The organism is Methylobacterium sp. Leaf111 (assembly GCF_001423285.1).
Taxonomy (GTDB): domain Bacteria; phylum Pseudomonadota; class Alphaproteobacteria; order Rhizobiales; family Beijerinckiaceae; genus Methylobacterium.
This window is the reverse complement of record NZ_LMNE01000074.1, coordinates 86940-99107: the sequence shown is the minus strand read 5'-3', so window position 1 is coordinate 99107 and position 12168 is coordinate 86940. Positions and strand designations below refer to the sequence as shown.

At 74.3% G+C, this 12168-nt stretch carries 12 protein-coding genes; 9 read left to right on the top strand and 3 right to left on the bottom strand.

Annotation, left to right across the window (positions count from 1 at the left end):
• Nucleotides 1-43: 43 nt before the first annotated feature.
• The 3 genes from ASF41_RS23185 to ASF41_RS26355 all read right to left on the bottom strand — a co-directional run bounded on the left by ASF41_RS23185 (nt 44) and on the right by ASF41_RS26355 (nt 3848).
• On the bottom strand, nt 44-745 hold the full coding sequence (locus ASF41_RS23185; protein ID WP_056218588.1) for an orotate phosphoribosyltransferase: 702 nt from the start codon (nt 743-745) through the stop codon (nt 44-46).
• A 157-nt stretch (nt 746-902) separates the two neighbouring features.
• Nucleotides 903-2594 (bottom strand): methyl-accepting chemotaxis protein, encoded by a 1692-nt coding sequence (locus ASF41_RS23180; RefSeq protein WP_056497529.1) that lies wholly within the window; start codon nt 2592-2594, stop codon nt 903-905.
• Between the two features lie 354 nt (nt 2595-2948).
• Entirely contained in the window at nt 2949-3848 is a 900-nt protein-coding gene (locus tag ASF41_RS26355; protein ID WP_056351901.1) for an alpha/beta fold hydrolase, read from the bottom strand.
• A gap of 141 nt (nt 3849-3989) precedes the next feature.
• Between ASF41_RS26355 and ASF41_RS26350 the strand changes: the two genes are divergently transcribed.
• The 9 genes from ASF41_RS26350 to bla all read left to right on the top strand — a co-directional run bounded on the left by ASF41_RS26350 (nt 3990) and on the right by bla (nt 12159).
• Nucleotides 3990-4217: a hypothetical protein gene (locus ASF41_RS26350; RefSeq protein ID WP_200917621.1), complete on the top strand. Its 228-nt coding sequence runs from the start codon at nt 3990-3992 to the stop codon at nt 4215-4217.
• Nucleotides 4218-4574: 357 nt separating this feature from the next.
• Entirely contained in the window at nt 4575-5585 is a 1011-nt protein-coding gene (locus tag ASF41_RS23165) for a MoxR family ATPase (RefSeq protein ID WP_056218574.1), read from the top strand.
• A 65-nt stretch (nt 5586-5650) separates the two neighbouring features.
• Nucleotides 5651-6544 carry a DUF58 domain-containing protein gene (locus tag ASF41_RS23160; protein WP_244479764.1) on the top strand — a complete coding sequence of 298 codons (894 nt, stop codon included), beginning with the start codon at nt 5651-5653 and terminating at the stop codon, nt 6542-6544.
• 42 nt (nt 6545-6586) lie between these two features.
• On the top strand, nt 6587-7045 hold the full coding sequence (locus tag ASF41_RS23155; RefSeq protein WP_056497521.1) for a DUF4381 family protein: 459 nt from the start codon (nt 6587-6589) through the stop codon (nt 7043-7045).
• Nucleotides 7046-7048: 3 nt separating this feature from the next.
• Nucleotides 7049-8074: a VWA domain-containing protein gene (locus ASF41_RS23150; protein ID WP_056497519.1), complete on the top strand. Its 1026-nt coding sequence runs from the start codon at nt 7049-7051 to the stop codon at nt 8072-8074.
• The gene (locus ASF41_RS23145) at nt 8071-9000 is read left to right on the top strand and encodes a VWA domain-containing protein (RefSeq protein WP_056497516.1); all 930 of its coding nucleotides are present in this window, start codon (nt 8071-8073) and stop codon (nt 8998-9000) included. Before ASF41_RS23150 ends, ASF41_RS23145 begins: the two co-directional genes overlap by 4 nt.
• Complete coding sequence (locus ASF41_RS23140; RefSeq protein WP_056497511.1) at nt 9000-9908, top strand: tetratricopeptide repeat protein; 909 nt, start codon at nt 9000-9002, stop codon at nt 9906-9908. Before ASF41_RS23145 ends, ASF41_RS23140 begins: the two co-directional genes overlap by 1 nt.
• Complete coding sequence (locus ASF41_RS23135) at nt 9902-11242, top strand: BatD family protein (protein ID WP_056276313.1); 1341 nt, start codon at nt 9902-9904, stop codon at nt 11240-11242. The genes ASF41_RS23140 and ASF41_RS23135 overlap by 7 nt, the downstream gene beginning before the upstream one ends.
• Nucleotides 11239-12159: a class A beta-lactamase gene (gene bla, locus ASF41_RS23130; protein WP_056497508.1), complete on the top strand. Its 921-nt coding sequence runs from the start codon at nt 11239-11241 to the stop codon at nt 12157-12159. Before ASF41_RS23135 ends, bla begins: the two co-directional genes overlap by 4 nt.
• Nucleotides 12160-12168: the final 9 nt, after the last annotated feature.

Below are 12168 nucleotides of genomic sequence, written 5' to 3'. Positions count from 1 at the left end.
CCTGACGCGGTCCCGTGACGGGACCATGACGGCGCGACCGGGATCAGGCCTGCGGGTAGTCGGAGATGCCGCCATGCGCCGCCGACCACTTGGCGGGCTCGTGCAGAAAGCTCTCCACCTCGGCGAGGATCTTCGGGTCGAAGTGGCCGCTCTCCTTGGCCACCGCCAGCACGTCCCACCAGGTGGTGAGGTAGTGCAGCTGGACGCCGAGGTCGGCCATGAGTTCGCGGCTGTTGGGGAAGATGTCGTAGAAGAACATCACGAAGCAGTGGTCGACCTGGGCGCCGGCATCGCGCAGGGCCTTGCAGAACAGCGCCTTGCTGCGCCCATCGGTGGCGAGATCCTCCACCAGCAGGGTCCGGGCGCCCTCCACCACCTCGCCCTCGATCTGGGCGTTGCGGCCGAAGCCCTTGGGCTTCTTGCGCACGTACTGCATCGGCAGCATCAGCCGGTCGGAGATCCAGGCCGCGAAGGGGATGCCGGCCGTCTCGCCGCCGGCCACGTGGGTGATCGACTCGTAGCCGATGTCGCGCACGATGGTGGCGGCGGCGAAGTCGTTCAGGGTGGAGCGCAGGCGCGGATACGAGATGATCTTGCGGCAGTCGATGTAGACCGGGCTCGCCCAGCCCGAGGTGAAGGTGAAGGGCGTCTCCTGGTAGAAGTGCACCGCCTTGATCTCGAGGAGCATCTTGGCCGCCTCGCGGGCGATCACGGCGCGGTCGATCGGCAGGAAGGAGGTCGTCATGCGCGGGTTCGCTCTCGTGCGGGCGGCGGCCGCGGCCCCGTCCCGCCTCCGGGAGGGGCCGCGCATCCGTCTGAAGGGTTGCGTTCTCCTTCCCGCCAACCGCCAGGGGCGTCAACCCTGGAGATCGCCTGGAGATGGGCGCGCCCCCGCAGGCCCCTCAGGCCGCCTTCACGTCGGCGAGGAATCCGCCGACCGCGCGGGTCAGAGTCTCGGAGTGCCGGGCGAGCTCCTGGGCGGCGCTGAGCACCTGCGAGGCGGCCGCCCCCGTCTGGCCGGCGCCGTCGCGCACGCCGGCGATGTTGGTGGTCACCTCCTCGGTGCCGCGCGCCGCCTCCTGGACGTTGCGGGTGATCTCCTGGGTCGCGGCCCCCTGCTCCTCCATGGCGGCGGCGATCGAGGCGGCGGTGCTCGACATCTCGCCGATGATCCGGCCGATGGTCTCGATGTCGGTGATGGCCTCCTGGGTCGCGGTGCGGATCTCGGTGATGCGCTCGCCGATCTCGCCCGTGGCCTTGGCGGTCTGCCCGGCCAGTTCCTTCACCTCGGAGGCGACGACGGCGAAGCCGCGGCCGGCCTCGCCGGCCCGCGCCGCCTCGATGGTGGCGTTGAGCGCCAGGAGATTGGTCTGCGCGGCGATGCTGGAGATCACCTCGACGAAGGCGCCGATGCGCTCGGTGGTGCCGGCGAGGCGGCGCACGGTGGCGTCGGTGCGCTGGGCGTTCTCCACCGCCTGGTCGGCGATGCGGGCCGACAGGCTGACCTGGCTCACGATCTCCTGCACCGAGGCCGACATCTCCTCGCTGGCCGCGGCCACCGTCTGGACGTTGGCGGAGGTCTCCTCGGCCGCCCCCGCGACGATCACGGTCTGCTGGTTGGTCTGGGCGGCGACGCTGCTCATCGACTGGGCCGTGGCCTCCATCTCGGTGGCGGCGCCCGCCAGCCCCTGGGTCAGGATCGAGACGTTGCCCTCGAAGGCCTGGGTCAGGGCGTCGAGACGCTGGGCCCGGCGCATCTTGGCGGCGTCCTCGGCCGCCTGCGCCTCGGCGAGGCGCCGGGCCTCCAGGGCGTTGTCCTTGAAGACCTGGAGCGCGCGGGCCAGGAGACCGACCTCGTCCCGCCGCTCGGTGCCCGAGACCGTCACGGCGAGGTCGCCGGCCGCGAGCCGGCCCATCGCCGCCGTCATGGCGGCGAGCGGGCGGGTGACGCCGTAGAGGGTGATCAGCGCGAGCAGGCCGACCGCGACGCCGAGGCCCAGGGTGGCGGTGACGATGAGGGTGCGCGTGGCGCTCTCGGCCGTTTCGGCCGCCGCCTGCTTGGCGATCTCGAGGTCGCGCAGGTTCGCGGCGACGCGGGCCGCCACGCTCCGGGCGATCGTGAGCCGGGCCGGGCGGACCTCCTGCTTCGAGATCTGGGCGGCCGCCGCGTTCTCGTTGCGCAGGCCGAGGGCGATGGAGCGGTCGGCGGTGGCGAAGAACGCCTCCAGCTCGCCGCGGACGCGCTGCAGGATGGCGCGGCGCTCCGGCGTGTCGGCCAGGGCGAGCAGGCGGTCGCTGGCCTCGAGGGCGGCTTTCCGGCTCGCCTGGTAATGGGCGAAGTCCTGCTGCATCAGCGCGGCGTCGGTCTCGATGATGGTGTTCTTCTCGGCGATCACCGCCTCGTCCACGGCCAGGGCCAGTTGCTGGGCCAGGGAAAGCCGGGCGGCGCGGACATCGACGATCTGGGTCGTGTTCCGCCCGAGGGTGTCGAGGTTGGCCCGCGCCAGGACCACCAGTCCGACGGCCACGAGGATGAGGATCAGGCTCGGGACGGCGAGCTTTCCCAGAAGCTTGAGGTTGTTGAACGTGCGCATGAGGCCCCTGCGACCGGCGCCGGCGCAGGACCTTGATCGGTCTCTCAGGGACGCGGCGTCGTGCTCACGTTTCTGTGATACGGCGCTGAAACAATGATTAACGTATGCGAATTTTTCTGCAACTGATGGAAGTTTAGCGGCAACCTGGTTGTATTCCGAAGTTTTCCGATCCGGGCGATGATCCCTTATCCATCTCGCTCTGAGGCCTGCCGGAGCGTCGCGGCGAACCAAATGCTCGAAACCCTGCCCTCGGTCTTCGACAGCGACGGAAATACCGTCCGAACGCGCGCGAGGATCACACGCGTGAAGCTCCGGTGCGGGCGGATCTGACGCTCTGCCGGCCGCCTCGCCCGCTCACCCCAGAAAGGATTGCAGGGCCGCTAGGGTCGCGGCGGGGTTCTCTTCGGCCAGGAAATGGCCGGACGTGACCTCGGCGGCGACGGCGCCCGGCGCGAAGGTGCGCTGCCAGGCGGCGAGCGGCGTCTCGGGCTCACGGTCGAGATAGCTGTCGCCGGTGAGGATCAGGGTCGGGCAGGCCAGCCGACGCCCGGCGGCGAGGTCCGCGAGATCGGCGTCCCGGTCGCGGGTGGCCCCCGCCCGGTAATCCTCGCAGAAGGCGTGGATGCGCTCGGGCACGCCCCAGGCCTGCCGGTAGAGATGCAGGGCGGCGGGGGCGAAGGCCTTGAGGGACTTGTCCCCGCTCCAGTCGCGCAGCAGCCCCTCGAAATAGGCGTCCGGGTCGCGACCGATGGCCTGCTCCGGCCCCGGGGCGGCCTCCGCCAGGAAGTGCCAGTGCGAGGGCTTGCGCGGGTTGGCCTCGATCCGCTCCCACTGGACCAGGGTCGGCAGGATGTCGAGGAGGGCCAGCCGGGCGATCCGCCCGGGCTCGTCGAGGGCGAGGCGGTAGCCGATGCGCGCACCCCGGTCGTGACCGACCAGGGCGAAGTGGACGTGGCCCAGGGATTCCATCACCGCCACCACCTCGGCCGCGAGGGTCCGCTTGGCGTAGGCCTCGTGGCGCGGGTCGCCCTCCGGCGCGGCGGACCAGCCGTAGCCCTTGAGGTCGAGGCAGATCACCCGATGGCGCTCGGCGAGGGCCGGCGCGATCCGGTGCCAGCAGGCGTGGCTCTGCGGGAAGCCGTGGAGGAGCAGCACCGGCCTCCCGTCCTCCGGCCCGCCGATGCGGGCGAAGAAGCGGCCGGCCGGGATGTCGATCCAAGGGGCGGCGAAGCGGGGGAAGAGATCGGTGGTCACGGGCGGCGCCTCCGGCAGGGGCCGGGGGAACGCACGGGGCCGGGCGCCGGTTCGCAGTCGCGGACAGCGTCGCTTCGGCTGGAAGCGGGCGATTTTCCGACTAGATCCGCCCCATCCGCCCTCCTCAGCAGGATTTTCCCGATGCACACGTGTGTGACCGCCCTCGCCCTGGCCGCCGGCCTCGCCCTGGCCAGCCTCGTTCCCGCCCAGGCCGCCGGGTGCTGCGGAGGCGGCGCCGGCATGATGTGCGGCCAAGGCAAGATGGACATGCGGGCGGGCGCCATGAAGCCGTCCCGGACCAAGAAGGCCGCCTGCTGCTGCGCGGGCATGGCCGGACACGGCGCGGCCCCGATGTCGAAGAAGCTCTGAGCCGGACCGGACGACGTCTCCCTCCGAGGCCGTGGTCGAAGACGAGGCGGCACGCGAAAACGAGGCCGCGCCCGCAGAGTTGTGTCCGGACCGGGTGACCCGGCCCGTGCCCTGCGGCCTCGCGGATGCCGGGGCGGGATTGACGCCCGCCCCGCGCAGCGGGCACACCCGAAGGAGGCGGATCGCGCAAGAATCCGACCCAAAAAAGATCACCGAGGAGACGCGCATGGACCGGCCCACCGTTCCTGCTCCGCAGAGTCCTGTTCCGCAGAGTCCTGCCTTGCAGAGGCTTGCCCTGCAGAGACTTGCCCCATCGACGATCCGGGCGCTCCGGCCGGCCGGCGCGAGCCCCTCCGCATGAGCGGCGCGGCCCTCGCCGAACGGCCGGCGACCGGCGCTCCACCCGTGGACGCCGCCCTGCGCGGCCGCATCCTCGCGCTCCGCGAGGGCCTCCTGCACGGGCTCATCGGCGCCGACGCGATGGTCGAGCGCCTCCTCATCGGCCTCCTCACCGGCGGCCATCTCCTCATCGAGGGCGCCCCCGGCCTCGCCAAGACCCGCGCGGTCAAGCGCCTGTCGGACGGGCTCGACGGCAGCTTCGCCCGCATCCAGTGCACCCCCGACCTGATGCCCGCCGACCTGACCGGCACCACCGTGTGGCGCCAGGATGCCGGCGACTTCGAGTTCCTGCCCGGCCCCCTGTTCCACTCCCTCGTCCTCGTCGACGAGGTGAACCGCGCGCCGCCGAAGGTGCAGTCGGCCCTGCTCGAGGCCATGGCCGAGGGTCAGATCACGGTCTCGGGCCACACCCATGCGCTGCCCGACCCGTTCATGGTGGTGGCGACCCAGAACCCGATCGAGCACGCGGGCACCTTCCCGCTGCCCGAGGCGCAGCTCGACCGCTTCCTCCTCCACGTCCTGGTGGAGATGCCGGACGAGGCCGCCGAGCGCCGCATCCTCGACCTCGTCGAGGGCGAATTGAACCACCACGCCGAGGCGATGCCGGTGCGGCTCTCCGTGGCGGAGATCCGGGCCGCCCGGGAAGCCGCCCTCAACGTCTACGTCTCCCCGGCCCTCAAGGACTACCTCGTGCGGCTGGTCGCCGGCACCCGCACCGACGCGGCGGCCCCCGACCTGCGCGCCGCCATCGAGCACCCGGCCTCCCCGCGCGGCACCCTGGCGCTGATGCTCGCCGGCAAGGCGCGGGCCTATCTGCACGGCCGCGACCACGTCATCCCGGAGGACGTGGCGGACCTCGCCGCCGACGCCCTCGCCCACCGCATCGGCCTGACCTGGCGCGCCGCCGCCGAGGGTCAGACGGCCCGGGGCATCATCCGCGGCCTCGTCCAGCGGGTGCGGGCCCTCTGAGCGCGACCATGACCGTGCCGAGCCCGGCCCAAGCCGCAGCCGCCCTGCCGGCCACCGACCCGCTGATGGCGCCGGGCATCCACCTCTCGGGCGAGGCGCTGATGGGCCTGCGCCACCTCGCCCGGCGCGGCTCCGGGCCGGCCACCCGGACGCTGGCGGGCCTGCCCGGCGGGATCGTGACCCGTCGGCGCGGGCGCGGCTCCGAGCCGGACGACGTGCGCCTCTGGTCCGAGGGCGACGACCGCCGGCACATCGACCGCAACGCCACCGCCCGCACCGGCATCCTGCACGTGCGCACCCATCACGACGAGCGCGACCGTGCCGTGGTGCTCCTCGTCGACGTCCGGCCCTCCATGCTCTTCGGCACCCGCCGCGCCCTGCGCTCGGTGGCGGCGGCCGAGGCCCTGGTCCTGCTCGGCTGGCGCATCGTCGGCGACGGCGGCCGCATCGGCCTCGTGGCGGCGGGGGCCGGCGAGCCCGTGGTGGTCCGCCCGGCCGGCGGCGAGCGGGCGATGACCGCCCTCACCGGCGCCCTGGCCCTGGCCCATGCCCGGGCCCTGGCCGACGGATCCGCCGCGGATCCGCCCCTCGCGCCGGCCCTGACCCTGGCCCAGAGCCTGCTGCCCTCGGGCGGTCACCTCGTCATCGGCAGCGCCCTCGACGCGCCGGGCCCGGATTTCGATCCCCTCCTGACGATCATGGCCGAGCGCCTGTCGATCCGCCTCGTCCTCGTGAGCGACGCCTTCGAGCGGGCCCGGCCTCCGGGCTTCTACCCCTTCGCCACGCCGGACGGCCGGCGCGGCACCGTGCAGGCGAACCGGACCGACCGGGCCTCCCCGGGCACCGATGCCCGCCTCGTCGCCTACGCCCAGCGCGGCATCGAGGGCCTGCGCCTCGACGTCGAGGCCGGCCCGGAAGCCTACGCGCCGCTGATGGAGCGCCTCGATGCGATGCTGTAGGGCGCCAAGCTCTCGGGTACCAAGCCGACAGGGAGGGGCCCGGTGACGCCCGACACTCCGCCCGGCCTCGACCAGCTGCGCGGCCTGCACCTGCCCGCCGAGACCGGCGGGGCGCAGGGGGCGGTGATGCTCGCCATCGCCCTGGGCTTCACGGCGGCCCTCGTCCTCGGCCTGCTGCGCCTGTTGCGGGCGCGCCGGCGCGGTTCGGTCCGGCGCGCGGCCCTGGCCGACCTCGCCGCCGCCAACGCCCTGCCGCCGGAGCGCCGCCGGGTGGCGCAGGCGCAGCTCCTGCGCCGCCTCGCCCGCACCCTCCAGGGCGACGCCGCGGCCGACGCGCAGGGCGACGCCTGGGCCGCCGCCCTCGACCGGCTCTTCGCTACGACCTTCTTCAGCGCCGGCGCGGGCCGGATCTTCGCCGAGGGGCTCTACCGGCGCGGCGCGTCCGAGCCCGGCCCGGTGGATGCCGAGCTGGCGCGGCTCTTCGCCCGGATCGGGGCCTGAGCCATGCTGACGGAATTTTGGCCGCACTGGCTTACCGCCCTCGCCTCGGCCTTCGACCTCGCGAGCCCCTATGCCCTGCTGCTCCTGCCCCTGCCGCTCCTGGTGGCCCGGCTGATGCCGCCCGAGCGGGTCGGGGCGAGCGGCGCCCTGCGGGTCCCCCCCTCCCTGGTGGCCGAGGCCGCCCGGGGCGACAGCGTGGCGGCCCGCGGCCGCGGCCGCACCCTCCTGGTCTGGACCCTGTGGGCGGCCCTGGTGGTCGCCCTCGCCGGACCGCGCCTCGTCCTGCCGGCCACCGCCCTGCCGGCCTCGGGCCGCGAGATCATGCTGGTGATGGACCTCTCGGGTTCGATGGAGCGGCGCGACTTCGCCCTGGACGGGCAGACCGTGACCCGGCTCGCCGCGGTCAAGCGCGTCGGCACCGACTTCATCCGCCGCCGGGCCGGCGACCGCATCGGTCTCGTCATCTTCGCCAACGAATCCTACGTCGCCGCGAGCCCGAGCTTCGACACCGCCACCGTCGCCCGCGCCCTCGACGAGGCGACCATCGGCCTCGTCGGGCGCTCCACCGGCATCGGCGACGGCCTGGGCCTCGCCCTCAAGCGCCTGACCCCGGCGGGGCCGGAGGCCGAGGGCGCGCCGGTGGCCACCGCCAAGGTGGTGATCCTGATGACGGACGGCGCCAACAATGCCGGCCAGACCACGCCCCGGGACGTGGCCGGCCTCGCCAAGGAGCTCGGCGTCCGGGTCCACACCATCGCGCTGGGCCCCCGCGACCTCTCCAACGCCGACGGCGAGCAGGACGTCGTCGACACCGAGACCCTGCGCGAGATCGCGGATCTCACCGGCGGCCGGATGTTCCGCGTGAAGACCACCGACGACCTCATCGCCATGGCGGACGCCATCGACGCGATCGAGGGCGGGCGCGCCAAGGCGCCGCCGGTGCCCCTGCGCAAGGACCTCTGGCCCTGGCCCGCCGCCCTCGCCTTCCTGGCGGCGGCCGCCCTCCTCGCGTCGCGGCGGATCGCATGAGTCTCCTCGACACCCTGGCGGTCCTGCGGCCCTGGTGGCTGGTGGCGATTCCCGTCGTGGCCGCCCTGGCGCTGCGCGCCGCCTGGCGCTCGGCGCCCCTCGGCGACTGGACCCGAGCCGTCGATCCCGGCCTGATGGCGCTGCTCGCCCGGCGCGGGGCGGTGCTCGGCGGACGCCGGCAGGCGAACCTCGCCGCGGCGCTCGCGGCCGGGCTCGTCGCCCTGGCCCTCACCGGCCTGGCGGTGGAGCGCCCGGACGCCGCCACCTTCCGCAACCTCGACGCGACCGTGGTGGTATGCGACCTGTCGCGCTCCATCGCGGAGGGCGGCCACCTCAAGGACGTGCGCCAGGTGGCGCAGGCGGTGGCCGAGGCCGCCGGCACCCGCAGCGTCGCCGTGGTGGTCTATGCGGGCGACGCCTATCTCGCCGCCCCGCCCACCACCGACCGGGACGCCCTGTCCTCCACCCTGTTCGCCCTGGACGGCGACACCGTGCCGGACCGGGGCACCCATCCCGAGCGCGGCCTCGCCCTGGCCCGCCGCACCCTCGCGGAGGCCGGCGTGATCGCGGGCGACGTCGTCCTCGTCACCGACGGCGACGGCATCGGCGACGCGGCCCTGCGCGAGGCCGCCGCGATCCGCGCCAAGGGCTGGCACCTGCACGGGCTCTTCGTGCCCGCCGGACCCGGCCTGCCGGCGGGCTCGCCCAAGCCCGACCGTGGCGCCCTCGAGCGCCTGGCCGACGCGGGGGCGGGCCGCTTCGCCCTCCTCGACAGTCCCGCCCCGGTGCTCGACGCGGTGGGCGCCAGCACCGCCCAGCACCTCGCCGCCGGGGGCTACACCGTCCTGGCCTTCGCCGATCTCGGGCGCTGGCTCGTGCTGCTGGCCCTGCTGCCCGCCCTCGTCCTGTTCCGCAGGAGCGCCTGATGGCCCTCGGTGTCCTGTCCGACCGCCTGCCCGCCCTCCCCCGCGACTGGACCCGCTGGGCACGCCTCGCCGCCCTGGGGCTCGCGGGCGCCGGCATCCTGGCCCTGACGGCGACGGCTCAGCCCCGCACCAGCCTTGGCCGCGCCCTGCTGGGGGCCGGCCTGCCCGGGGCCGCCGCCTGGGTGCTCGACGACCCGGCTTGGCGCGGCCCGGCCCTCTACCAGGCCGGGCGCTACACGGAAGCCGCCGCCCTCTTCCGCAACGGCGGCCGGCGCAACGCCTACAACCTCGGCAACGCGCTCGCGAAATCCGGCGACCTGCAGGGGGCGCTGGACGCCTACGACGCCGCCCTCCAGTACAACCCCCGCGACGCCGACGCGCAGGCCAACCGCTCGCTGATCGCCCGCCTCGTGGACGAGGGCGCCGGCGATCCCGGCAAGGGCGGCGGCGTGGCCAACGCCACCGCCACGGTGGGCGCGCGCTACAACAAGACCTCGAACCAGGACCCTAACGACGACACCCAGGCGACCTCCAGCGGCGAGGGCCTGGCCGGCAACAAGGAGGGGGGCACCACCTCGTCGACGCCGGGCAACAGCAAGGTCGCCCGGCGCGGCAAGGCCGAGCAGGTCTCGGTGGATTCCGGCAAGGGCGAGGCCCGCGGCTCGGCCAGCGACGCGGCGGGGCGCGGCCGCACCGGGGCGGGCTCGGCCATGGTCGCGGCCGCCCCCGAGCGGGAGGTGCGCCGGGTGACGAAGAGCTTCGAGGCCCACGAGATCCGACCCGACCGCCTCTGGCTGCAGACCCTGCCGGACGATCCCGGACGCTATCTCAAGCTGCGCCTGAAGGCGGAACAGGCAGCCCGCGTCGAGGCCGGCACAGCGGTGCCGGGGGGAAGCAACCCATGGTGAGCGATCGGTCCGCGTTTCGAAACCGGCGGGGCGTCCTCGCGGCCGGCCTCGCCGCCTTCCTCCTCGCGCCCCTCCCGGCCCGGGCCGAGATCGGTCCCGGCGACCTCACCCTCACGGTGACGCCGGAGCGCAACGGCAACGCCGATCCGTTCTCCCGCGAGATGGTGCTGCTGCGCATCCACGGGGTCTACCGCCAGCCGATCCTGCTGGAGGAAGTGATCCAGCCGTCGCTGGCCAATTTCAGCTGGACGCAGCTCGGCCGCGACGCCTGGTCGAAGACCCGCCTGCCCGACGGGCAGGTGGCCATCGCCTTCGACCGGGTGGTGGCGATCTTCCCGCACCATCCGGGCGACTTCACCATCGATCCGTTCCTGCATCGCCTCACCGTCAACGACGGCGGCAAGCGGGTCGTCGTCGACGTGCCCTCGGCTCCGGTGACCCTGCCCGTCGCCACCTGGACGAAGCCGGTGGGCGGGCCCGACGCCAAGGAGCCCTGGTGGCTCCCGGCCAAGGACGTGACGATCACGGATTCCTGGAGCCCCGACCCCGAGACGGTGAAGCTCGGCGAGACCACACGGCGCATCGTCACCCTGGAGGCCCAGGGCATGGTCGCCGAGGGGCTGCCGCCCCGTCCGGTGATGCGCACGCGCGGCATCCTCACCTTCGCCGGGCCGGTGACCCGCGAGACGATCATCACCCCCGCCGGCCCGGTGGCGCGGGCGACCTACCAGTGGGACGTGCGCCCCGCGATCGAGGAGATCATCCCCCTCGACGCGATCGTGATCCCGTGGTTCGACACCGTCTCCCGCACTCTGCGCGAGGCCGAAATCCCCGCCCGCCAGATCGGCGGCGGCCTGCCCGACCGGGACGACGAGGCGAAACCCGTCCTGCCGGCCTCCCCCCTCGTGGTGGCGACCGCCGCCCTCGGCGCCTTCGGCCTCGGCCTCGCCCTGCTCGGCTTCGGCAGCGGCGGGCGTTCGGGACGCCGGCGCCTCGACGCGCGGACGCGCCGGGCGCTCGGCCGCGCCGCCTCGGCCCGGGACGCGCGGGCCTTCCGCGCGCATCTCCACCCCGTCCTCACGGAGCAGCCCGACCTCGCGCGGGCCTGGCGGGCCCGGCCGGAGGTCGCCGCAGGCCTCGATACCCTGGATTCCCACCTCTACGGCCCCGGCACCGTCGCAGCCCCCGACCTGCCCGGCCTCGCCCGGGCCCTGAGCCGGCCGATCGCTGCGGGAGCGCAGCCGACGGCGGCCCCCTCGCGCCTCGCGCCCCTCGACGGCCGGGCCCTGACCTCGCCAAGACCCATCCGAGACCCATCGACTGGAACCGCATGAGCCTGACGCGACGGATCCTCCTCGGGGCGGGGGCCCTCCTGCCCCTGTTGCCATGGCCGAGCACGGCCCAAAACCAGGGTAAGACCGATCCCGGCCCCCAGGACCGGTTCGCCGAGGCCGGTGCGGCGTTGGCGCGGATCGCTGGCGACCTCGGCGGCCGGGCCGGGATCGCGGTCCTCGACACGGGCGGCGGCCCCGCCCTGCTGCACGACGCCGAGGGCGCCTTTCCGCTCTGCAGCACCTTCAAGCTGCTCCTCGCCGCCGCGATCCTGGCCCGGGTCGAGGCGGGGCGCGAACGGCTCGACCGGCGCCTCGCCTACGGAGAGGCCGACCTCGACACCTACGCCCCCGTCACCACGCGCGCCCTGAGGGCGGGCGGACCGGAGGCCGGGGCGATGTCCGTGGAGGCTCTGTGCGCCGCCGCCCTGGTCTGGAGCGACAACACCGCCGCCAACCTCCTGCTCGCCGCCCTCGGCGGTCCCGCGGCCCTGACCGCCTATGGCCGGGACCTCGGCGACCCGGTGACCCGCCTCGACCGGACCGAACCCGACCTGAACGCGGCCGTGCCCGGCGATCCCCGCGACACCACCCGGCCCGCCGCGATGGCAGCGACCGTCGGGAAGATCCTGCTCGGGCCGTCGCTGACGGAGGCCAGTCGCGCCCGGCTCGAGGGCTGGATGACGGCCTCCCGCACCGGAACGAAGCGCCTGCGGGCGGGGCTTCCGGCCGATTGGGGCGTCGGCGACAAAACCGGCAGCGGGGCCTACGGCACCGCCAACGTGGTGGCGCTCCTGCGCCCCCCGGCCCGGGCGCCCCTGGTGGCGGCCATCTACCTCACGGGGTCGGACACCACGAGCGAGGCCCGCGACGCAGCCCATGCGGCGATTGGCCGGGTCATCGCCGCGACCTATGGTTAACACTCGGTT

Coding starts and splice junctions, on each gene's coding strand:
- ASF41_RS23185 (WP_056218588.1), bottom strand. CDS start 745: ATGACGACCTCCTTCCTGCCGATCGACCGCGCCGTGATCGCCCGCGAG.
- ASF41_RS23180 (WP_056497529.1), bottom strand. CDS start 2,594: ATGCGCACGTTCAACAACCTCAAGCTTCTGGGAAAGCTCGCCGTCCCG.
- ASF41_RS26350 (WP_200917621.1), top strand. CDS start 3,990: ATGCACACGTGTGTGACCGCCCTCGCCCTGGCCGCCGGCCTCGCCCTG.
- ASF41_RS23165 (WP_056218574.1), top strand. CDS start 4,575: ATGAGCGGCGCGGCCCTCGCCGAACGGCCGGCGACCGGCGCTCCACCC.
- ASF41_RS23160 (WP_244479764.1), top strand. CDS start 5,651: ATGGCGCCGGGCATCCACCTCTCGGGCGAGGCGCTGATGGGCCTGCGC.
- ASF41_RS23150 (WP_056497519.1), top strand. CDS start 7,049: ATGCTGACGGAATTTTGGCCGCACTGGCTTACCGCCCTCGCCTCGGCC.
- ASF41_RS23145 (WP_056497516.1), top strand. CDS start 8,071: ATGAGTCTCCTCGACACCCTGGCGGTCCTGCGGCCCTGGTGGCTGGTG.
- ASF41_RS23140 (WP_056497511.1), top strand. CDS start 9,000: ATGGCCCTCGGTGTCCTGTCCGACCGCCTGCCCGCCCTCCCCCGCGAC.
- ASF41_RS23135 (WP_056276313.1), top strand. CDS start 9,902: ATGGTGAGCGATCGGTCCGCGTTTCGAAACCGGCGGGGCGTCCTCGCG.
- bla (WP_056497508.1), top strand. CDS start 11,239: ATGAGCCTGACGCGACGGATCCTCCTCGGGGCGGGGGCCCTCCTGCCC.